This window comes from Streptomyces sp. NPDC127197 (assembly GCF_042672405.1).
Classification (GTDB): domain Bacteria; phylum Actinomycetota; class Actinomycetes; order Streptomycetales; family Streptomycetaceae; genus Streptomyces; species Streptomyces flavusporus.
Window position 1 is genome coordinate 64,427 of sequence record NZ_JBHXVG010000026.1, and the last position, 22,165, is coordinate 86,591.

Annotated in this window: 12 protein-coding genes; 7 read left to right on the top strand and 5 right to left on the bottom strand. The window is 69.6% G+C overall.

Annotated elements, in window-relative coordinates; all coding sequences use genetic code 11:
• Nucleotides 1-220: 220 nt before the first annotated feature.
• From ACFVJQ_RS32080 to moaA, 3 genes are all read left to right on the top strand, one after another.
• A complete protein-coding gene (locus ACFVJQ_RS32080; protein WP_129797149.1) occupies nucleotides 221-577 on the top strand; it encodes a DUF485 domain-containing protein in 357 nt (118 codons plus the stop codon).
• Nucleotides 574-2,199 (top strand): cation acetate symporter, encoded by a 1,626-nt coding sequence (locus tag ACFVJQ_RS32085; RefSeq protein ID WP_224735362.1) that lies wholly within the window; start codon nucleotides 574-576, stop codon nucleotides 2,197-2,199. Before ACFVJQ_RS32080 ends, ACFVJQ_RS32085 begins: the two co-directional genes overlap by 4 nt.
• A gap of 171 nt (nucleotides 2,200-2,370) precedes the next feature.
• Nucleotides 2,371-3,360, top strand: coding sequence for a GTP 3',8-cyclase MoaA (moaA, locus tag ACFVJQ_RS32090; RefSeq protein WP_385789080.1), 990 nt, complete (start codon nucleotides 2,371-2,373; stop codon nucleotides 3,358-3,360).
• A gap of 11 nt (nucleotides 3,361-3,371) precedes the next feature.
• On the opposite strand, the gene ACFVJQ_RS32095 is transcribed toward moaA, so the two are convergent.
• On the bottom strand, nucleotides 3,372-3,590 hold the full coding sequence (locus tag ACFVJQ_RS32095) for a hypothetical protein (protein WP_224736330.1): 219 nt from the start codon (nucleotides 3,588-3,590) through the stop codon (nucleotides 3,372-3,374).
• Nucleotides 3,591-3,772: 182 nt separating this feature from the next.
• Nucleotides 3,773-4,180, bottom strand: a complete 408-nt coding sequence (locus tag ACFVJQ_RS32100) for a DUF3099 domain-containing protein (protein WP_385515870.1) — start codon at nucleotides 4,178-4,180, stop codon at nucleotides 3,773-3,775.
• A 244-nt stretch (nucleotides 4,181-4,424) separates the two neighbouring features.
• Here ACFVJQ_RS32100 and ACFVJQ_RS32105 point away from each other — a divergent pair, with 244 nt between their 5' ends.
• Nucleotides 4,425-4,700, top strand: coding sequence for a GlsB/YeaQ/YmgE family stress response membrane protein (locus ACFVJQ_RS32105; protein WP_224736328.1), 276 nt, complete (start codon nucleotides 4,425-4,427; stop codon nucleotides 4,698-4,700).
• Between the two features lie 66 nt (nucleotides 4,701-4,766).
• On the opposite strand, the gene tyrS is transcribed toward ACFVJQ_RS32105, so the two are convergent.
• The 3 genes from tyrS to ACFVJQ_RS32120 are packed head-to-tail and all read right to left on the bottom strand — an operon-like array spanning nucleotide 4,767 to nucleotide 9,010.
• Nucleotides 4,767-6,035, bottom strand: coding sequence for a tyrosine--tRNA ligase (gene tyrS, locus ACFVJQ_RS32110; protein WP_224736327.1), 1,269 nt, complete (start codon nucleotides 6,033-6,035; stop codon nucleotides 4,767-4,769).
• Nucleotides 6,036-6,092: 57 nt separating this feature from the next.
• Nucleotides 6,093-7,490 (bottom strand): metallopeptidase TldD-related protein, encoded by a 1,398-nt coding sequence (locus ACFVJQ_RS32115; RefSeq protein WP_385515871.1) that lies wholly within the window; start codon nucleotides 7,488-7,490, stop codon nucleotides 6,093-6,095.
• The gene (locus ACFVJQ_RS32120) at nucleotides 7,487-9,010 is read right to left on the bottom strand and encodes a TldD/PmbA family protein (protein ID WP_385789083.1); all 1,524 of its coding nucleotides are present in this window, start codon (nucleotides 9,008-9,010) and stop codon (nucleotides 7,487-7,489) included. The genes ACFVJQ_RS32115 and ACFVJQ_RS32120 overlap by 4 nt, the downstream gene beginning before the upstream one ends.
• A 269-nt stretch (nucleotides 9,011-9,279) precedes the next feature.
• Here ACFVJQ_RS32120 and ACFVJQ_RS32125 point away from each other — a divergent pair, with 269 nt between their 5' ends.
• From ACFVJQ_RS32125 to ACFVJQ_RS32135, 3 genes are read left to right on the top strand one after another with little or no spacing between them, the layout of a single operon-like run.
• Nucleotides 9,280-14,562, top strand: coding sequence for a DEAD/DEAH box helicase (locus tag ACFVJQ_RS32125; protein WP_385789085.1), 5,283 nt, complete (start codon nucleotides 9,280-9,282; stop codon nucleotides 14,560-14,562).
• On the top strand, nucleotides 14,559-17,702 hold the full coding sequence (locus tag ACFVJQ_RS32130) for a helicase-related protein (RefSeq protein ID WP_385789087.1): 3,144 nt from the start codon (nucleotides 14,559-14,561) through the stop codon (nucleotides 17,700-17,702). Before ACFVJQ_RS32125 ends, ACFVJQ_RS32130 begins: the two co-directional genes overlap by 4 nt.
• Nucleotides 17,699-22,141 (top strand): Eco57I restriction-modification methylase domain-containing protein, encoded by a 4,443-nt coding sequence (locus ACFVJQ_RS32135; protein WP_385789089.1) that lies wholly within the window; start codon nucleotides 17,699-17,701, stop codon nucleotides 22,139-22,141. Before ACFVJQ_RS32130 ends, ACFVJQ_RS32135 begins: the two co-directional genes overlap by 4 nt.
• Nucleotides 22,142-22,165 lie beyond the last annotated feature (24 nt).

Below are 22,165 nucleotides of genomic sequence, written 5' to 3' on the forward strand. Positions count from 1 at the left end.
ATGGCTTCCGAGGATGACTTCGTGTTCCTGGCGTACCGATTTTCGAAAGAAGTCGGACAGGTTGAACCGGTCGGTGCGTGCCGCCGTGACGTTGAACAGGGAGCGCGAGCACGATCGAGCCCCCTTTTGGATCACGCCCGAAGGGCACTAACATCGCCGCCCGGTTCACGTGATCCACATCACTAACCTCACCATCGCATCCGCAACGCGAGGAGACTCCGTGGCAACCGACGCACCGCCCCCCTCGAAGTCAGAACACCGACTCCCCTCGACCGAGGAGTTCGTCGAGGTGCAGGAGAGCGCGGAGTTCGGTGAACTGCGCCGCTCCTACCGCTCCTTCGCCTTCCCCCTGACCGTCGCCTTCATCGCCTGGTACCTGCTGTACGTCCTGCTGTCGAACTACGCGGGCGACTTCATGGGCACCAAGCTGTTCGGCAACATCAACGTCGCCTTCGTCTTCGGCGTCGCACAGTTCGTCACCACGTTCCTCATCGCCTGGTGGTACTCGCGGCACGCCGCCGCGAAGCTCGACCCCAAGGCCGAGGCCATCAAGTCCCGGATGGAGGGCGGCGCATGAGCCCCGTACAGCAGACTTTCCTCGCCGCGAACGAGGCCAGTGAGCACCGGCCGCTGATCATCACCCTGTTCGCGCTGTTCGTCCTGGCGACGCTCGGCATCACCGTCTGGGCGGGCCGCCAGACCAAGGACGCCGCCGACTTCTACGCGGGCGGGCGCCAGTTCAGCGCCTTCCAGAACGGCCTCGCGGTCTCCGGCGACTACATGTCGGCCGCCTCGTTCCTCGGTATCGCGGGCGCGATCGCCCTCTTCGGGTACGACGGCTTCCTGTACTCCATCGGCTTCCTGGTCGCCTGGCTGGTCGCCCTGCTCCTGGTGGCCGAGCCGCTCAGGAACTCCGGCCGCTACACCATGGGCGACGTGCTCGCGTACCGCATGCGCCAGCGCCCGGTCCGCACGGCGGCCGGTACGTCCACGATCGTCGTGTCGATCTTCTATCTGCTGGCCCAGATGGCGGGCGCGGGCGTCCTCGTCTCGCTGCTCCTCGGTATCACCTCGGACTTCGGCAAGATCCTCATCGTCGCCCTCGTCGGCGTCCTGATGATCGTGTATGTCTCCATCGGCGGTATGAAGGGCACCACCTGGGTGCAGATGGTGAAGGCCGTGCTGCTGATCGGCGGCACGATCCTCATTACGTTCCTGGTGCTGCTGAAGTTCAACTTCAACATCTCCGACCTGCTCGGCACCGCCGCCGAGAACAGCGGCAAGGGCGCCGCCTTCCTGGAGCCCGGCCTCCAGTACGGCGCAACCGGCACCACCAAGCTCGACTTCATCTCCCTCGGCATCGCCCTGGTGCTCGGCACCGCCGGTCTGCCGCACATCCTGATCCGCTTCTACACGGTGCCCAACGCCAAGGCCGCCCGGAAGTCCGTGAACTGGGCCATCGGCATCATCGGCGGCTTCTACCTGATGACCATCGCCCTCGGCTTCGGCGCCGCCGCGCTGATCTCCCAGGACGAGATCATCGCCTCCAACCCGTCCGGCAACACGGCCGCCCCGCTGCTCGCCCTGCACCTGGGCGGCGTCGACTCGGCCTGGGGCGCGATCCTGCTGGCCACGATCTCGGCGGTGGCCTTCGCGACGATCCTCGCCGTGGTCGCCGGCCTCACCCTGGCCTCGTCGTCCTCCTTCGCGCACGACATCTACGCCAACGTCATCCGCAAGGGGAAGGCCACCGACAAGGAGGAGATGAAGGCGGCCCGCTGGGCGACCGTCTTCATCGGCATCGTCTCCATCGCCCTCGGCGCCCTCGCCCGCGACCTCAACGTGGCCGGCCTGGTCGCCCTGGCCTTCGCGGTCGCGGCCTCCGCCAACCTGCCGACGATCCTCTACAGCCTGTTCTGGAAGCGGTTCACCACCCAGGGCGCCCTGTGGTCGATCTACGGCGGCCTGATCGTGGCCGTCGGCCTGGTGCTGTTCTCGCCCGTCGTCTCCGGCGACCCCAAGGCGATGTTCCCCGACGTCGACTTCGCCTGGTTCCCGCTGAAGAACCCGGGCATCATCTCCATCCCGTTCGGCTTCTTCATGGGCTGGCTGGGCACGGTCCTGTCCAAGGAGGAGCCCGACACCGGCAAGTACGCCGAGCTGGAGGTACGGTCCCTGACCGGCACCGGCGCCCACTGATCCCACCCCGGTACGCGGCCGCGTCGTAGGCCTGTGTGTAGGTCCCTACGACGCGGCCGCGCCGTACCTGTGTGATCAGGCCGCTGTGGCTGTCACTGCCGTCGCGTAGGCTCGCAGGCGTCGGACAATGTGCTCCGCTGTGTGTGATCCGCTGCGAGGGAGGGGGCCTACGTGCTCATCGACACCTACGGCCGGGTGGCCACCGACCTGAGGGTCTCGCTCACCGACCGGTGCAATCTGCGCTGCACGTACTGCATGCCCGAGGAGGGCCTGCAGTGGCTGGCCAAGCCGGACCTGCTCACGGACGACGAGATCGTCCGCCTGATCGACATCGCGGTGACGTCCCTGGGCATCGAGGAGGTCCGCTTCACCGGCGGCGAGCCGCTGCTGCGCCCCGGCCTGGTGGGCATCGTGGAGCGTGTCGCCGCCCTGGAGCCGCGTCCCCAGATGTCGCTGACCACCAACGGCATCGGCCTCCGGCGCACCGCGGCGGCGCTGAAGGCGGCGGGCCTGGACCGGGTGAACGTCTCCCTGGACACCCTGCGCCCCGGCGTCTTCAAGACCCTCACCCGCCGGGACCGCCACCGGGACGTCCTCGAGGGCCTGCACGCCGCCCGCGAGGCGGGCCTGATCCCGGTGAAGGTGAACTCGGTCCTGATGCCCGGGCTGAACGACGACGAGGCCCCGGACCTGCTCGCCTGGGCGGTGGCGCACGACTACGAGCTGCGCTTCATCGAGCAGATGCCCCTGGACGCCCAGCACGGCTGGAAGCGCGACGGCATGATCACCGCCGGGGACATCCTGGCGTCCCTGCGGACCCGCTTCGAGCTGACCGCCGAGGGCGACGAAGCCCGCGGCTCGGCCCCGGCCGAGCGCTGGCTGGTGGACGGCGGCCCGCACCGCGTCGGCGTCATCGCCTCCGTCACCCGCCCGTTCTGCGCGGCCTGCGACCGCACCCGCCTGACGGCCGACGGCCAGATCCGCACCTGCCTGTTCGCCCGCGAGGAGACCGACCTGCGCGCCGCCCTGCGCTCCGGCGCCCCGGACGAGGAGATCGCCCGCATCTGGCGCCTGGCGATGTGGGGCAAGAAGGCGGGCGCGGGCCTGGACGACCCCACCTTCGTCCAGCCGGACCGCCCCATGTCAGCGATCGGCGGCTGAGGCCTTGGGCCTTACGCGCCCGGGGGCGCTTCCCAGTCCTCGAACTTGACGACGTCCTTCAAAAACCCCCGAACCCCGAGAAACTGCGAAAGATGCTCCCGATGCTCCTCGCACGCGAGCCACGTCTTCCGCCGCTCCGGCGTATGAATCTTCGGGTTGTTCCAGGCCAGCACCCATACGGCAGCCGCACGGCAGCCCTTGGCGGAACAGATGGGGGTCTCGTCACTCACAGGTTCGTCTCACCGCTGCGCAGAAAAGGCGACGCCGAGCAGCCACGGGGGGAGCTGCCCGGCGTCGGTCCGTCGCTCCGACGGGGGATGCGGAGCGCGTACGAAGTATGTCACGGGTAACCGCTTGCCGTGCACTGGAACAACATGATTGATCTGAGCTTTTACTGAGCTTGGTGCAGACCCTATTCGGGCCGTCCGCGCGCCGGATCGCCCACGACGTCTTCGGGGACGCCCTCAGGGGCGGATTCCGGGACGGGTTCCGTGAACCCGTCGTCCTCGTCACGCGGCGGCGCGAGCATCGGCCGGGGCTGCACGGCCACGAACGTCGACGGCAGCGACGGCGCGTTCTCCCGCCCGGCGTTGGCGATCACCACCGCGATATAGGGCAGCACCGCGCCGAGCACCAACGCCACGATCGCGACGTGCCGTTCCACGTTCCAGAGCGTGGCGGCCAGGATCACCGAGACCGTACGGACCGACATCGAGATGACGTACCGGCGCTGCCGGCCGCGGACGTCCTCCTGGAGGCCCTGCCGGGCTCCGGTGATCCGGAACACCTGGGCGTTACCGCCGTCACCATGCTTCCGCATCACATTCCACCATCCGTCCGCATCGGACCTCTCCCTGGCCCGTCCCAGCTCCGCACCGGTCGGGAACCGGGGCCGGACAGCCTCCACGTTACGCCGCGCCTGCGCCGCCTACGAGACCCGGTACCCGCCCTGCCTGCGCGAACGGCATCCGCAGGAGCGCGTACGACCCACCCGACATGCGCCGTACGGCGGACCGGCCGAAACTGGGTGTAATGCTCACGTCGAGCCGTACGAGGAGGCAGCCATGGGCTGGTTGTGGGCGATCATCGTGGGATTCGTGCTGGGCCTGATCGCCAAGGCGGTCATCCCCGGTAAACAGCACACCCCCCTCTGGCTGACCACCATCCTTGGCATGCTCGGCGCCATCGCCGGCAACGCCATCGCCCGGGGCTTCGGTGTCGACGAGACGCCCGGCATCGACTGGAGCCGCCATATCTTCCAGCTCGTCGCCGCAGTCATCATCGTCTTCCTCGGCGACATGGCGTACATGCAGCTGAGGGGCGGCAAACGGCGGGCCTGACAGACGTACGGCGCAGGGGGCGGCCTCCGGTGCCGGAAGCCGCCCCCTGCGCTCGCGTACGGCCGCTCAGGCGCCCGTGACCTCGACCGCCGCCAGGTTCTTCTTGCCCCGGCGCAGCACCAGCCAGCGTCCGTGCAGCAGGTCCTCCTTGGCGGGGATCGCGTCCTCGGAGTCGACCTTCACGTTGTTCACGTAGGCACCGCCCTCCTTGACCGTGCGGCGCGCCGCGGACTTGCTGGGCACCAGGCCCACCCCGGCGAACAGGTCCACGGCGGGAGCCAGCTCGGCGACCTGGATGTGCGGCACCTCGGACAGGGCCGCGGCCAGCGTCCTGGCGTCCAGCCCGGTCAGCTCGCCCTGGCCGAAGAGGGCCTTGGACGCGGCGATCACGGCGGCCGTCTGGTCGGCGCCGTGCACCAGCGTCGTCAGCTCCTCGGCGAGCGCGCGCTGCGCGGCCCGGGCCTGCGGACGCTCCTCCGTCTGCTGCTCCAGCTCCTCCAGCTCCGCACGGGACCTGAACGACAGGATCCGCATGTACGTGGAGATGTCCCGGTCGTCCACGTTCAGCCAGAACTGGTAGAACGCGTACGGCGTCGTCAGCTCCGGGTCGAGCCAGACGGCGCCGCCCTCCGTCTTGCCGAACTTGGTGCCGTCCGCCTTCGTCATCAGCGGTGTCGCCAGGGCGTGCACGTTGGCGTGCGGCTCCAGCCGGTGGATCAGGTCGAGGCCGGCCGTGAGGTTGCCCCACTGGTCGCTGCCGCCCTGCTGGAGGGTGCAGCCGTACCTCCGGTACAGCTGGAGGAAGTCCATACCCTGCAGGATCTGGTAGCTGAACTCGGTGTAGCTGATGCCCTCGGAGGACTCCAGGCGCCGGGCGACGGAGTCCTTGGTCAGCATCTTGTTGACGCGGAAGTGCTTGCCGATGTCGCGCAGGAACTCGATCGCGGACAGGTTCTGCGTCCAGTCGAGGTTGTTCACCATGACGGCCGCGTTCTCGCCCTCGAAGGACAGGAACGGCTGGATCTGGCCGCGCAGCTTCTCGACCCAGCCGGCGACCGTCTCCGGATCGTTCAGCGTGCGCTCCGCCGTGGGGCGCGGGTCGCCGATGAGGCCCGTGGCGCCGCCCACCAGTGCCAGCGGCCGCAGACCGGCCTGCTGGAGCCGCCGCATGGTGAGCACCTGCACCAGATGCCCCACATGCAGCGACGGCGCGGTCGGGTCGAAGCCGCAATAGAACGTGACGGGACCGTCCGCGAGCGCCTTGCGCAGTGCTTCCTCGTCGGTGGAGAGGGCGAACAGCCCCCGCCACTTGAGCTCGTCGACGATGTCCGTCACGGTTCTCGTGTCTCCTTGGATGATCTTCGGGCAGTCGGGTGACCGCCGCATACGAGGTTATACGCCCCGACTGACAGAGCTCATATTGAAATCGGGCACCCGCAGCGCAGGCATGGCAGCCCGGGTGAACCAGTCGCTCCACTCCCGCGGCAGCGTCTTCTCGGTCCGCCCCGCCTCCGTGGCCCGGCCCAGCAGGCCGACCGGTGACTCGTTGAACCTGAAGTTGTTCACCTCGCCGACGACCTCGCCGTTCTCCACCAGGTACACCCCGTCCCGGGTCAGGCCGGTCAGCAGCAGTGTCGCCGGGTCGACCTCGCGGATGTACCAGAGGCAGGTCAGCAGCAGACCGCGCTCGGTGCTCGCGACCATCTCCTCCAGGGAGCGGCCCTCGCCCCCGTTCTCCAGGATCAGGTTGTCGATCCCCGGCGCCAGCGGAAGACCGGACAGCCCGGCGCTGTGCCTGCTGGTGATCAGATGCTTCAGCTCGCCCTGGCCCACCCACTCGGTGGGGGTCAGCGGCAGCCCGTTGTCGAACACCGACGAGTCGCCGCTGGAGGAGTGCGCGAGCACGAAGGGCAGCGCCTCCAGGCCGGGCTCGTTCGGGTCGCTGCGCAGGGTCAGCGGCAGCTCGCTCAGCTTCTCGCCGACGCGCGTGCCGCCGCCGGGCTTGGAGAACACCGTCCGGCCCTCGGCCGCGTCCCGGCCCGACGCCGACCACATCTGGTAGATCAGCAGGTCCGCGACCGCGGTCGGCGGCAACAGCGTCTCGTACCGCCCGGCGGGCAGCTCGATGCGCCGTTCCGCCCAGCCCAGGCGTACGGCCAGTTCGGCGTCGAGCGCGGCCGGGTCGACGTCCTTGAAGTCCCGGGTCGACCGGCCCGCCCACGCCGAGCGCGTACGGTCCGGCGACTTGGCGTTCAGCTCCAGCGTCCCGTTGGGCTGGTCGTGGCGCAGCCGCAGCCCCGCCGACGTACCGAGGTAGGTGGAGGTCAGCTCGTGGTTGGCGAAGCCGTACAGCTCGCGTCCGCCGGCACGCGCGCGTGCGAACGACTCACCCAGCGCCGGCGCGAAGTCGGCGAAGACGGCGGACGAGGTCTCGGCGGGCGCATCCGTGAAGTCCGGTGACTGAGGCACACCCGTGACCAGCGGCTGCGCGTCCTCGGCCGGCCCGGCGCCCCGCGCGGCGGCCTCCGCGGCCCGCACCAGCGGCTCCAGCTCGTCCACGGTCACCGCGGACCGCGACACCACCCCGGACGCCGTGCCCTCCTTGCCGTCGACGGTCGCGATCACGGTGAGCGTGCGCCCGCGCGTGACGCCGTTGGTGGTCAGCGCGTTGCCCGCCCAGCGCAGGTTGGCGGTCGACTGCTCGTCGGCGATCACGACACAGCCGTCGGCCCGGGACAGCTCCAGGGCCCGCTCGACGATCTCGTGCGGCTTGCTCGTGGGGGCGCTCATCGGCCGGCCTCCTGCGTGGTGTTCAGAATGCTGACGCCCCTGAAGAGGGCGGACGGGCAGCCGTGCGAGACGGCGGCGACCTGGCCGGGCTGGGCCTTGCCGCAGTTGAAGGCGCCGCCCAGGACGTACGTCTGGGGACCGCCGACGGCCGCCATGGAGCCCCAGAAGTCGGTGGTCGTGGCCTGGTAGGCGACGTCCCGCAGCTGCCCGGCGAGCCGCCCGTTCTCGATCCGGAAGAAGCGCTGCCCGGTGAACTGGAAGTTGTAGCGCTGCATGTCGATGGACCAGGACCGGTCCCCGACGACGTAGATGCCGCGCTCGACCCCGCCGATGAGATCCTCCGTCGACATCCCGGCGGGATCCGGCCGCAACGACACGTTGGCCATGCGCTGCACCGGCACGTGGGCGGGGGAGTCGGCGAAGGCGCACCCGTTGGACCGCTCGAACCCGGTCAGCCGCGCGATGCGCCGGTCCAGTTGGTAGCCGACCAGCGTCCCGTCCCGCACCAGATCCCAGGACTGCGCCTCGACGCCCTCGTCGTCGTACCCGACGGTCGCAAGGCCGTGCTCGGCGGTGCGGTCACCGGTGACGTTCATCAGCTCCGAGCCGTAGCGCAGCTTGCCGAGCTTGTTGAAGGTGGCGAAGGAGGTGCCGGCGTAGGCGGCCTCGTAGCCGAGCGCCCGGTCCAGTTCCGTGGCGTGCCCGATGGACTCGTGGATGGTCAGCCACAGGTTGGACGGGTCGACGACCAGGTCGTACAGGCCCGGCTCGACGCTCGGCGCCCGCATCTTCTCGGCGAGCAGCCCGGGAAGCTGCTCGAGCTCGGCGTCCCAGTCCCAGCCGGTGCCCGTGAGGTACTCCCAGCCGCGCCCGACGGGCGGCGCGATGGTGCGCATGGAGTCGAACTCGCCGCTCGACTCGTCGACCGACACGGCGGTCAGCTGCGGGTGCAGCCGCACGCGCTGCTGCGTGGTCACGGTCCCGGCCGTGTCGGCGTAGAACTTGTTCTCGTGCACGGTGAGCAGCGAGGCGTCGACGTGGTCCACCCCGTCGGCGGCGAGCAGCCGCATGCTCCACTCGGTCAGCAGCCCGGACTTCTCCTCGTCGGGCACGGTGAACGGATCGATCTCGTACGACGAGATCCACGTCTTCTCGGCATGCACGGGCTCGTCGGCGAGCTCCACCCTCTCGTCCGACCCGGCGGCCTTGATCACCTGGGCGGACAGCTTCGCCATCGCCACCGCCTGACTCGCCACCTTGGCGGCGGCGTCCATGGTCAGGTCCACACCGGACGCGAACCCCCACGTCCCGCCGTGCACGACCCGCACCGCGTACCCCAGATCGGTGGTGTCCGACGACCCGGACGGCTTGCCGTCCCTGAGCCGCCAGGACGCACTGCGCACCCGCTCCAGCCGGAAGTCGGCGTGCTCCGCACCCAGCGCACGCGCGCGTGCCAGCGCGGCGTCGGCCAGGGCGCGTAGGGGCAGTGCCAGAAATGACTGATCGACCTCATTGGCCACGAGCGGCCTCCCCTTTGTCACCGTAAGCGAGAAGTGTCTGTCCTGAGATGCGTGTGTCCCGCAGTGAATCATGCAGCCCCTATATCCGTGGCTTCCAATGCATTCTCGCCATGGAGGACCCCGGATGAGGCAGCGGTGTCATCAGTGGCCAGTAAGGTAAAGGGCTGGAGCCCACGGGGGGAATGGGCCCTCCTCCCGTCTCGTTTCCGCTGCCCGCCCGACGGGGCAGCCGTAGCCGCGAGTCGAGCACAAGGGAGATCGGCGAGAGCATGGACGTGTTCGCAACGCACCGGCAGCTCATCAAGGACTACGACGACTTCACGACCTCCTTGGTATGGGTGCGAGATCCGGCCATCAGGAACCATCTCGACGAGGAACGCAGCGACAAGACCCGCTGGCCCGACCCCTGGATCTCCCTCAACCCCACCTTCCGAAGCGGCGGAACGGTCGACGCCCTCGTCGACGACAACGTGCTGCACCGCGACTGCCGGGACTACTACTTCCGTGAGAAGCGGGACAAGGAGGACCCGGGCAGCCGTACGCTCACCCTCCACCATCACCAGCGCCAGGCGATCGAGGCGGCCAAGTCGCGCGAGTCGTATGTCCTGACGACCGGTACGGGATCGGGTAAGAGCCTCTCCTACCTCATCCCCATCGTCGACTCGGTACTGCGCGAGCCCAATCCCGACGGCATCTCCGCGATCGTGGTCTATCCGATGAACGCGCTCGCCAACAGCCAGAGGAACGAGCTGAAGCGCTATCTCCGCTGGGGAGTTCCTCCGGAGCAGCACGGTGCGGTCACCTTCGACCGGTACACCGGGCAGGAGCGCAAGGACCAGAAGAAGTCCGTGCTGAGCCGCAAGCCGGACATCCTGCTCACCAACTACATGATGCTGGAGTACCTGCTCACCCGCCCGGAGGAGCGGCAGGAGTTGATCGCCGCGGCGAAGGGCCTGCGCTTCCTCGTCCTGGACGAACTCCACACCTACCGCGGACGCCAGGGCGCGGATGTCGCTCTTCTCGTCCGAAGACTGCGCGACGCCTGTGAAGCACCCCGTCTTCAGTGCGTGGGAACCTCGGCGACCATGGCCACCGCCGAGACCTTCGCCGAGACGCGGCAGACGGTGGCAGACGTCGCCAGCCGCCTTTTCGGTACGACGGTGCGGCCGGAGCGGGTGATCGGTGAGAGCCTGCAGCGTGCGACCGTCCCTCCCCGTCGGCCGCTGCCCGACAGTGAACGGCGGGCGGCGCTCGCCGAGGCCGTACGACGTGCCGCGGCCGATCCCGCCGAGCTGCCCGAGGCGTACGGCGCCCTGAGCAGGGATCCGCTCGCCGTCTGGATCGAGGACACCTTCGGACTCGACAAGGAGCCGGGTACCGGACGGGTCAAGCGCCGCCGCCCCACCACCATCCCCGAGGCGGCGGTCGCCCTTCGCAAGGAGTGCGGCGAGGACGAGACCGCCTGTGGCCGCGCGATCGAGACCATGCTGAAGGCGGGGGCACAGACCAAAAACGACGTGACCGACCGACCGCTGTTCGCCTTCCGGCTGCACCAGTTCCTGTCCAAGGGGGACACGGTCTACGCCAGTCTCGAACCGTCGGACACCCGCCACCTGACCAGCCAGTACCAGGTCAGAGTGCCCGGCAACCCGGAGTGGCCGCTGGTCCCGCTCGCGTTCTGCCGCGAGTGCGGTCACGACTTCCCGGTCGTCACGGTCGAAGGAAGCCCCCAGACCGGTCGGTATGTGGCTCGTCAGGACCCGGACGGCCCCGCCGAGCCGGGCGACGGCTACCTGTACGTGGACCAGGAGCGGCCCTGGCCCGACACCCTGGAAGAGGCCCTGGAGCGGCTTCCGGCCAGCTGGGTCGAGACCGACGACAACGGGCAGCGTGTCGTCGTCCAGCGGCGCTCCGGTGACCTGCCTCAGGAGGTGTGGATCGGGCCCGACGGTGTGACTGCCGAGCGGGGGACGGGCCTGCGCGCCTGGTGGATCGCCGCCCCGTTCCGCTTCTGCCCGCGCTGCCGCGTCAGTTATGAGCAGTTGCGCGTACGGGACTTCGCCAAGCTGGCCACCTTCTCGGCCGAGGGCCGCAGCTCCGCCGTGTCCCTGGTGAGCGCCAGTGTCGTACGTTCCCTGCGAGGTCAGCCCGAACTCAAGCCGCGGGCCCGCAAGTTGCTCACCTTCGTGGACAACCGCCAGGACGCCAGTCTCCAGGCTGGACACTTCAACGACTTCGCACAGGTCACCCAGGTCAGAGGGGCGCTCTATCGGGCGCTGCACAAGGCGGGGCCAGCCGGTCTGCGGCACGACACCCTGCCCGAGGCCGTGGCGGAGGCCCTGGCCCTGCCACTGACGGCTTTCGCGCGCAAGCCCGAGGTGAAGTACCGGCAGCTTGAGGACACCCTGTCCGCGATGCGATCGGCGTTGACGTACCGGCTCTACGCCGATCTGGAGCGCGGCTGGCGGCTGACCATGCCCAACCTCTCCCAGACCGGCCTACTCCGCTTCGACTACACCTCCCTCGCGGAGATCGCCGCCGACGAGGAGGAGTGGCGAGGCACCCACTGGGCTCTCGAGGGCGACGCCCCCGCCCATCGGGAGGAGATCGCCCGCACACTCCTCGACGAACTGCGCCGAGCTCTGGCCGTCGACGAGAAACGTCTCACCAAGCTGGGCCACGACCAGCTCGTGGCCGTCAGCGAGAAGCATCTGGCAGGCATCTGGGCGATCCCGGAGAACGATCCGCGCACTCCCTCCCGGGTGGCGTTCGCAGGCCCCGGCCCCAAGGGAGCCCCCTCCGCGGACGCCGTCTACTTCGGTGCCCGGGGTGGTTACGGACGTTACCTCCGCAGGGCCGGAGCCTTCGGGGCACTGCCCCAGCTGGCAGGCAAGGAGATGTCCGTCGCCGACGCGGACGCCGTGATCCACCACCTGCTCGAGGTGCTGACGAGAACCGGCCTGCTCACCGTGGTGGACGAGGGGCCGGACGGACGTCTCGCCCGCCAGCTGTGCGTCTCCTCCCTGATCTGGCTGCCGGGCGACGGGGAGAGCGCGGAGCCGGACCCCGTACGCAAGACCCTGGACCCGGAGGCCACCGCGCGCGTCAATCCGTTCTTCCGCGATCTCTACCGCGAGACAGCAGCAGAACTCGGGGGGCTGGAAGCCCGGGAGCACACCGCTCAGGTCGAGTCCACGATGCGGCAGATACGCGAGGACGCCTTCCGGGACGGCGATCTCCCGCTGCTCTACTGCTCGCCCACCATGGAACTGGGCGTCGACATCGCCGAACTCAACGCGGTGGCGATGCGCAATGTCCCGCCCACGCCCGCCAACTACGCCCAGCGTTCCGGCCGCGCGGGCCGTTCCGGTCAGCCCGCTCTGGTCACCACGTACTGCTCCACGGGCAGCGCCCACGACCAGTACTACTTCCGCCGCTCCGGACTCATGGTCTCCGGCAGTGTCGCCCCACCGCGCATCGACCTCACCAACGAGGACCTGCTCCGTTCGCACGTCCAAGCCGTCTGGCTGGCCGAGACGCAGGTGCCCCTGGGCTCCTCGATGACCGACATCATCGACATCAGGGCCACCGGGAAGCCCGGGGAGGCGCTGCCCCTGCCCATGCACACAAAGCTGTCCACGGCCCTCGACAGTGAGACCGCCCGGCAGCGTGCCATCGCCCGCTGCACCGAGCTCCTCGCCCCCCTCGCGGGCGATCTCGTCACCACCTCCTGGTGGTACGACGGCTGGATCACCGACCGGGTCAGGGACACCCGGCGCCGCTTCGACAACGCGTGCGACCGGTGGCGCCGGCTGTACCGGAGGGCCTTCGAGGAGCGCGCCGAACAGCACCGTCTCGCCGATGACACTTCCGGCACCGCGCGCGACCGGCGCCGTGCCCAGGCTCGCCGGGCCCAGGCCGAGAACCAGCTCAAGCTGCTGCGCAACGAGAGCTCCGACAACAACGACGACTCGTTCTCCGACTTCTACACCTACCGCTACTTCGCCTCCGAGGGCTTCCTGCCCGGCTACTCGTTTCCCCGGCTGCCCCTTGCCGCGTACGTTCCCGGAGAGCGCGGCGAGAGCCGGTACGGACAGAAGCGCGGCGCCTACATCCAGCGCCCCCGGTTCATCGCCATCGGCGAGTTCGGACCCGGTGCCCTGATCTACCACGAGGGGCGCCGCTACACGGTGTCGAACGTCCAGGTGCCGATCAGCGACAACCCCGGGCAGATCGCCACCATCGATGCCAAGGTCTGCCGGGCCTGCGGCTACTGGCACGAGCGCAGCGAGGGCCGCGACACCTGTGTGCACTGCCACGCCCCGCTAGTCGAGATCCTCAACCGCCTGATGCAGCTCACGACGGTGTACGCCGAACCCCGTCGCCGCATCTCCTCCGACGAGGAGGAGCGCCTCAAGGAAGGGTTCGAACTGCGTACGGCCTACCGCTTCCACCACGGCAGCCTGACGGCCGACATCACCAAGCCCGTTCCCGATGGGACGGAGCGGGCGGTCGCCGAGCTGACGTACGGAGACGCCGGCGTCCACGTGATCAACCTGGGCCGCCGCAAGCGCAAGATCCGCAGCGATGTCGGATTCTGGCTGGATCCTGTCTCCGGCCGCTGGCTGAGTGAGGGAAAGGCCGCGGCCGAGCGTCCGGAGACCACGGCGGAGCAGGAGGCCCTCGCCGCCTTCGAGAGCGCCCGCAGCACGTTCAAGGTCGTGCCCTACGTCCAGGACAGCAAGAACATCGCCGTGCTGAGGCTGGCCGCCCCGGTCGACCGGCAGACCGCCGTCACCCTGCGCTACGCCCTGGAACGCGGCATCGAGGCGTACTACCAGCTGGAGGACGCCGAACTCAACAGCGAGGACCTCCCCGACCCGGACGGGCGGGCCCGCATGCTGTTCGTCGAGGGCGCGGAGGGCGGCGCGGGTGTTCTGCGGCTGCTCCACGACGACGAGGACGCGCTGGCAGCCGTGGCCGGGCAGGCCCTGGAGATCATCCACGTCAAACCCGACGGCACTGACCTCGGCCAGGCCAAGGGTGCCCGGGAACGCTGCGAGTTCGGCTGCTACGACTGCCTGCTCACCTACCACAACCAGCGCTTCCACCCCGACATCCGTCGGCTTCTCGTGGTCGACCTGCTCCGCGACCTCGCCGCGAGCCGCGCCGTCCAGCGGCAGCCGCAGGCCGCCAGCCCGGTGCTGCACGCCGCCGACCTGGCCGTCCGGAGCCCGCACGCGGGCGGCGGCGACTTCGTGCGGTGGCTGCGCGAAAACGGCTACCGGCTCCCCGACGCCACCAGCGAGGAGGTGACCTCGGCGCGCGCGGTGCCGGACTTCGTCTACCGTCTCTCGGACGCGGACGTCGCGGTCTTCCTGGACCTCCCAGGTCACGGCACACCCGACGACACGCGCGACACACGGGCCCGGACGCGGCTGGAGAACCGCAGCTGGCTCGTGATCGAAATCGGCAGTGACAGTGACAAGGAGTGGCACAACACGGTGCGCGCACACCCGAACGTCTTCGGCCCGGGCAGGGGCACCCGATGAGCCCCCGGCACGCCCCCGGCTCCCTGGTCTCGGCGCGGGGCCGCGACTGGGTGGTGCTCCCGGGCACCACGGACGACTTCGTGATCGCCCGGCCGCTCGACGGGGACAGCGAGTTCGACACCCTGCTCTTCCCCGGGGAAACGGCCGACCCCGGCTTCGCTGCCCCGAGCCTGCCGCCGCTGCCGGATCCCGACGAGGCCGCTTCCGGGGACCTGTTCCCCGGCGGGGAGGACATCGGGGACTTCGCATCCGCGTCCCTGCTGCGCACCGCGCTGCGGATCACCGGGACCTCCAGCGCGGGCCCCTTCCGCTGCCTGTCCGGGATCGCCGTACAGCCCCGCCAGTACCAGCTGGTGCCGCTCATGGTGGCCCTGCGCATGGACACCGTACGGCTGCTGATCGGCGACGACGTCGGCATCGGCAAGACCGTCGAGGCCGCCCTGATCGCCAGAGAACTGCTGGAACAGGGCTCGGCCGTCAAACTGTCCGTCCTTTGTTCCCCCGCGCTGGCCGAGCAGTGGCAGCGTGAGCTTCACGAGAAGTTCGGCCTGGACGCGGAACTCGTCCTGCCCTCGACCGCGGCCCGGCTCGAGCGGGGCATCCTCGATCCCGACCAGACGATCTTCGACCGCTACCCCTACACGATCGTCTCCACCGACTTCATCAAGCAGCGCGAACGCCGGGACGCCTTCCTGCGCACCTGCCCCGACCTGCTCATCGTCGACGAGGCCCACACCTGCATCGGCGCGGGCGCCGGCCGCCAGCAGCGCTACGAACTCCTCAAGGGACTCGCCGAGGACCCCGGACGCCACCTGTTGCTGGTCACCGCCACCCCGCACAGCGGCGACAGCGATGCGTTCGCCAAGCTCACCGGGTTGCTCGACCCGAAACTCGCCGCCCTCGACCCGACGATCCCCGCCCACCGCGACCGCCTCGCCCGCCACCTGGTGCAGCGCAGGCGCCGCGACATCAAGTCCTTCCTCGGCGAGGACACCCCCTTCCCTGGTGACCGGCTGCTCCGCGAGGTTCCGTACCGCCTGGACCCCGCGTACGCGGAATTCGTGGCCGACGTCATCGGCTACGCCCGGGAGCAGGTCCGCCACACCGACGGCGAGTTGCGCAACCGTATGAGCTGGTGGTCGGTGCTCGCGCTACTGCGCTGTGTGCTGTCCTCCCCGGACGCCGCCGAGGCCACTCTCACCACCCGGGCGGCGGTCAGCGCGGCCCGCACGCCGCAGGAGGCCGACCGGCTCGGCCGCGAGTCCGTCCTGGAAACCACCGACGAGGAGGCCGTCGAGGGCCTGGACGCGGTGCCCGGCGCGGTCCTCGCGCCGGAGGACGGCCTGGCTGCCACGGGACAGGACACAGCGGGCGCGCCGGAAACCCCGGCCGGTGACGGCGAGACCGACACGGCCGCCCCCGACGGTCCGGCGGATCAGCCGACCGCGGCGGGCAAGGCCGGCCATCGTCCCCAGGACCCCCATCTCAAAGCGTTCGCGAAGCGCGCCGCGGCCCTAGTCGGCCCCGAACACGACGCCAAACTGCGTCTCCTCGTCGACGAGGTCACCGCCCTCATCGACGAAGGCCACGACCCCATCGTGTTCTGCCGGTACATCCCCACCGCCCGCTACGTCCGCAAGCACCTCGCCGAGGCCCTCGAACGCCGCGTCCACGTTGAGGCGGTCACCGGTGACCTCCCGCCAGAGGCCCGCGAGAAGCGCATCGCCGAGCTCGCCGCCCGCCCTGGCCGTCAGGTGCTGGTCGCCACCGACTGCCTCTCCGAGGGCGTCAACCTCCAGGAGCGGTTCAGCGCCGTACTCCACTACGACCTGTCCTGGAACCCCACACGCCACGAGCAGCGCGAGGGCCGCGTCGACCGGTTCGGCCAGCGCAGCGAGCACGTGAAGGTCGTCACCCTGTACGAGACGGACACCGGCATCGACGGAATCGTCCTGGAAGTACTGATCCGCAAGCACCGGGACATCGCCCGCCAGACCGGCGTAGCCCTTCCCGTCCCCGACGCGGGCCAAGGCGTGCTGCACGCCCTCACCCGCAGCCTGCTGCTGCGTGGCCGCCCTGAGGCGGTGGCCCCCGACCAGCTGGCCTTCGATTTCGGCACGGACGAGGAACTGGGCCGGGCCCGTGACGAGCTCCACCGCGAATGGGAGAGCGCCGCCGACCGCGAGTCCAAGGTGCCCACCAAGTTCGCCCACTCCGCCCTGCGGCCCCAGGACGTCGAGAACGAACTCCGCGCCCTGCGCCAGGTCCTCGGCGAACCCCGCGACATCGCCGTCTTCACCCGGGAGTCCCTGGCCGCCCTGCGCGCCCCCGTCCGCACGGACACCCGCGGCGCCGGATTCACCGTCCAGACGAACCCACTGCCGCCCGGACTCCGCCACTCGCTCGGCATCTACGACGCCGACGACCAGGCCGCAGCCGCCGCCGGCACCGGACGCGCCTCCGCCCGCACGTCAACCAGGGGACGGACCCGCACCACCGTCAGCCCCCGTGAGCTCGTCTTCCGCGAGGACCTGCCCGTACCCAAGGGCGAACAGGCGCTGGTCCGCACCGACCCGGCGGTCCGCGCCGTCGCGCGCTACGTGCTGGACTCCGCACTCGACCCGGCCATCCGCGACCAGGACCGCCCCGCCCGCCGCCTCGGCGTCGTACGCACCAAGGCCGTAGACATCTACACGGTGCTGCTGCTCACCCGCTACCGGTTCAAGCTCAGCCTGCCCCAGAAGAACTCCCCGCGCCCCAAGGAGCTCGTCGCCGAGGACGCCCGCGTCCTCGCCTGGCGCCCGGACGACGAGGGCGGCCTCGAATGGCTGGACGACGCGGAGACGGCCGCCCTCCTCGCCGCCACCCCGGACGGCAACGTCATGCCCGAGCTGCGGCACCGCACGATCAGGCGCGCTCTTGGCGAACTCGAACTCCCCGAAGTACGCGACCACTTGCTGCACCACGGCCAGGAGCTGGCGGATCAGCTCGCCGCCGCCCATCTGCGGGTCCGCGAGGCCGCGGGCGAACGCGGCCGGGCCCTGGGCGCCGCGGCGGCCCGCCGTATCACCGTGACGCCCGCGGGCCCCGCCGACCGCCTCGGCGTCTACGTGTTCGTACCTGCCGGAGGAGCCCGGTGACCGCCTTCACCCCCGAACCGCCGACCGTGGTCTCCGCCTCCTCCGCCGTACGCGTCGAGGGCCGGCTCCTCACCGCCGACCTCCTCGGCAGACTGGCCGCCGGAGACCGTGAACTGCCGGGCTGCGCCCCCGCCGACTACGGCCTCTACCGCGGCGAACGCATCGGCGACGCCGCCGGCCGGGCCTGGGCCGCCCTCACCGGCGCCTACCGCGTCTTCCGCGACGACCTAGCCAGGCTCCCCGAGACGAGCACGGCCACCACCCTGACCCGCAAGGCCTGGCTGCTACGGCTGTTCACCGAGCTCGGCTACGGACGGCTCAGCGGCGCGGGCGTGACCGTCAGGATTCCCGGCCGGGACGAGACCTGCCGGGCCAGTCACCGCTGGCAGGACCACCTGCCGGTCCACCTGCTGGCCTGGGGCACCTCCCTGGACGGCAGGGTCGGCAACCGGCGCGCCCCCCAGTCCGTGCTCCAGGAACTGCTCAACGTCTCCGGCAAGCACGTGTGGGGCCTGCTCTCCAACGGCCAGGTGCTGCGCGTCCTGCGCGACTCCACCTCCCTGGTCGGCTCGGCATACGTCGAGTTCGACCTCGAAGCGATCTTCGACGGCCAGCAGTACGCCGATTTCGTGCTGCTTTACTCCCTCCTGCACGCCTCCCGCTTCGAACTGGTCGCCAAGCCGGAGAAGAAGCGCCGCGGGCGTCGCGCGCAGAGCGAGCAGGACATCGAGTCCGAGGCCGCCGAGGGGGAGCGGGCGGAGGGCGACGACCAGTCGACCCAGGCGGAACTGGGGGACGAGGACACAGGCGCCGACGCCCCCGCCCTCACGGCCGCCGACTGCCGCATCGAATGGCTGCGCACCTACGCCATCGAGACCGGCCTGCGCGCCCGGGACAACCTCCGCGACCAGGTCGCCGAGGCCATCGGCGTCCTCGGCACCGGCTTCCTGGCGGCCAATCCCGACCTGTACAGCGCGGTCTCCCGCGGCGGCCGGAGAGGCCTTGAGGCCCTGGAGGAGCTCCACCACGAACTGCTCCGCCTGGCCTACCAGTTGGTGTTCCTGTTCGTCGCGGAGGACCGGAGCATCCTGCTCGACCGGACGGATACGCCCGAGATGCAGGACGCCCGCGACCGGTACGCCCGCTACTTCTCCACCCGCCGTCTGCGCCGTATCGCGTTCCGGCGGCCCGGTGACCGCAACACCGACCTCTGGCGCGCCCTCGCCATGGTCCTAGACGCCCTCGGCACCGACGGCGGTCAACCTCAGCTGGCCCTGCCCGAACTCGGCGGCCTGTACTTCCGGGCGAAGGAGGACTCGGCCGCCGCCACCCTGCTGGGCAGGGCCGAGCCCCTGCGTGCCGCCGAACTCCCCAACGAACACCTCCTGGAGGCCGTACGGCTGCTGGCCCGGGTACGAGACGAGGGCGGGCGCTGGCAGCGCGTCGACTACCGTCACCTGGGAGCCGACGAACTCGGCAGCGTCTACGAATCCCTGCTCGAACTCGTTCCGCGCCGCGACCCGGCGACCGGCCGCTTCCGGCTCCAGACGCTCGCGGGCAACAAGCGCAAGACGACCGGCGCCTACTACACCCCGACCGTCCTCATCGAGAAGCTCCTGGACCAGGCGCTCGACCCGGTCATAGAGCGGCGCGTGATCAACGGCAACCCTCATGAGCTGCTCAAGATCAATCTGGTGGATCCGGCGTGCGGCTCGGGCCATGTCCTGGTGGCCGCCGCCCGCCGTATCGCCTTGCGGTACGCCCAACTGGACACGGGAGAGCCGGAGCCGGCCCCGGAGAAGGTACGGGCGGCGATGGCCGACGTCGTACGCAACTGCGTCCACGGCGTCGACCTCAACCCCATGGCCGTGGAACTCGCCAAGGTCTCCCTGTGGCTGGAGTCCCTGGAACCCGGCCAGCCGCTCGCGTATCTGGACGACCGCATCAAGGTGGGCAACGCGCTTCTGGGAACGACGCCGAAGCTGATCGCGGAGGGCGTGCCGGACGGAGCGTTCAAGAAGCTGGCGGGTGACAACTCCAAGATCCTCACCGCCCTGAAGGCCGCCAACAAGAAGGAGCGCTCGGGAGGGAAGGGCACCCAGACGGCCATCGGTGCCGCCCTGGCGCGAACGGGGACGGCCGAGCTGCGGATGGAGGCCGAGGAACTGGCGAAGCTCCCGGACCGCACGCTTGCCGACGTACGCGACCACGCGCGCGCCTACGAGGAATACCTCGCCAAGTCACCGCACCTGCGCCGCCTCAAGCGCGTCGCGGACGCTTGGTGCGCGGCGTTCCTGTGGCCGAAGAGCGAGAAGGCTCCGCCGGCGGTCACTAGCTCGGTCCTCGAACAGCTGGTGGAGGGAGGGGACTTGGCGGAAGCGGTGGCGGTGACAGCGGCAGAGGAGGACGAGGAGCGCAGGCTCTCGGGCGAGCAGCAGCTCGACGCGATCGTCAGCCGTAACCGTTTTTTCCACTGGCACCTGGAGTTTCCCCGTGTCTTCCGCGTCGAGAACGACGAGGACGACGACCACAATCCCGACACGGGCTGGCAGGGCGGCTTCGACTGTGTGCTCGGCAACCCGCCGTGGGAGCGGGTCAAGATCCAGGAGAAGGAGTGGTTCGCGGCCCGGGGTGAGGACGAGATCGCGGACGCGGCGAACGCGAGCGAGCGGAAGAAGCTCATCGCGGGGTTGAAGGAGAGTGCGGAGCGGGCGGAGCGGGAGCTGTACGACGGCTTCCAGGTGGCGTTGCGGGAGGCGGCCGGTACGACGTTGATGCTGCGGAACTCGGGGATCTTCCCGTTGACCGGGCAGGGGGACGTCAACACGTATGCCGTGTTCGCGGAGAAGGCGCGGATGTTGTTGGGGCCGGAGGGGATGTCGGGGCTGGTGTTGCCTACCGGGATCGCTACGGACAAGACGACGTCGGGGTTCTTTGCGGATCTGGTGGATCGGCGGCAGTTGGTGACGGTGTTGGATATGGAGAACGAGGAGAAGTTGTTTCCTGACGTCCATAACCAGTATCGCTTCTGTCTGTTCACGGTTTCTGGCTCGGCCCTGCGGTACGAGTGGACGCGCCTCGCTTTTCGGGCTCGTCGTCCGGACCAGCTAGACAAGCGTGAGTTCACTCTGAACGCTACCGGGTTCCGGGACATCAACCCCAACAGCCTTACGTCGCCGGTGTGTGAGAGTCCGGAGCATTTGAGGGTGCTGCGGGGGATTCATGAGCGGGTGCCGGTGCTGTGGCGTCGGGTGGGGGGTGAGGACAATCCCTGGGGGTTGCGGTTCAAGACCATGTTCCACATGTCTGGTGACTCAGATCTGTTCCTTACGGAGGACGATCTTGACGAGGACGGTTGGACCTTGGATGAGACTGTTTACATCCGCGACGACAAGCGTGCCCTCCCCCTGTACGAGGGCAAGTTTGTGCACCATTTCGACGATCGCTTCGCGACGTTCGAGAACGCGACGCAAGCCCAGATCAACAAGGGCACGTTGCCCCGCTTCGACCTTGAGGACCACGCGGATCCGACCAAGGCGCCGTTGCCTCGGTACTGGATTCCGGAGGAGTTGGTCGACAGCCGGCTGGCGGGGGAACCCGGCCAGCCGGAGACGGAGTGGCGGCACGACTGGCTGCTGGGGTGGCGGGATGTGTGTCGGGCTTCGGACGAGCGTACGGTCATTGCTTCTGCGGTGCCGCGCACCGCGGTAGGTCACACGGCCCCGTTGCTGTTGCCGCTCCGGCAGGATCTCCCTCTGGACGGACTTCTGGCCAACCTCTCCGCTTTCGTACTGGACTTCGCCGCACGCCAGAAGGTCTCCGGCGCCCACCTCACCTACACCTACCTGGAACAGCTCCCGATCCTGCCCCCCGACACCTACACCCGCCCCACCCCCTGGCTGGGCGGCAGCACCCTCGCCCCCTGGATCCGCGACCGAGTCCTCGAACTCACCTACACCTCCTACGAGATGGCCCCCTTCGCCCGCCACCTCAGCGACGAGGACCCGCCGTTCATCTGGAACGAGGATCGCCGTTTCGAGATCCGAGCCGAGCTGGACGCCGCGTATTTTCACCTCTACGGGATCCCAGAGGCCGACATCGAACTCGTCCTGGACAGCTTCCGCGCGTTCCAGAACAAGTCGCCTGAACTCTTCGAGCGGACCAAGTACAGGATCCTCACCATCTACAGGGAGATGGAGAAGGCAGCCGAGTCCGGCGGCTCGTACACCAACCCCGTCATGACTCTGCCCCCCGGCCGGGGCCCGCGCCACGCGCCGGGCCGCAGCCCGCTCACCCGGCCGGAACGGACCACCCCCGAACCCCCGCAACCACTCGAGCCCACAGGGACGAGGCCGCCGAGCGGCGAACCGGACGCAGACGGCGGCCTGTTCAGCGTCACCGAGCTGGGGGTCGACGAACAGCTCGGCTTCTGGCCCTGAAACAAGCCGATGGCCGCCTCCCGT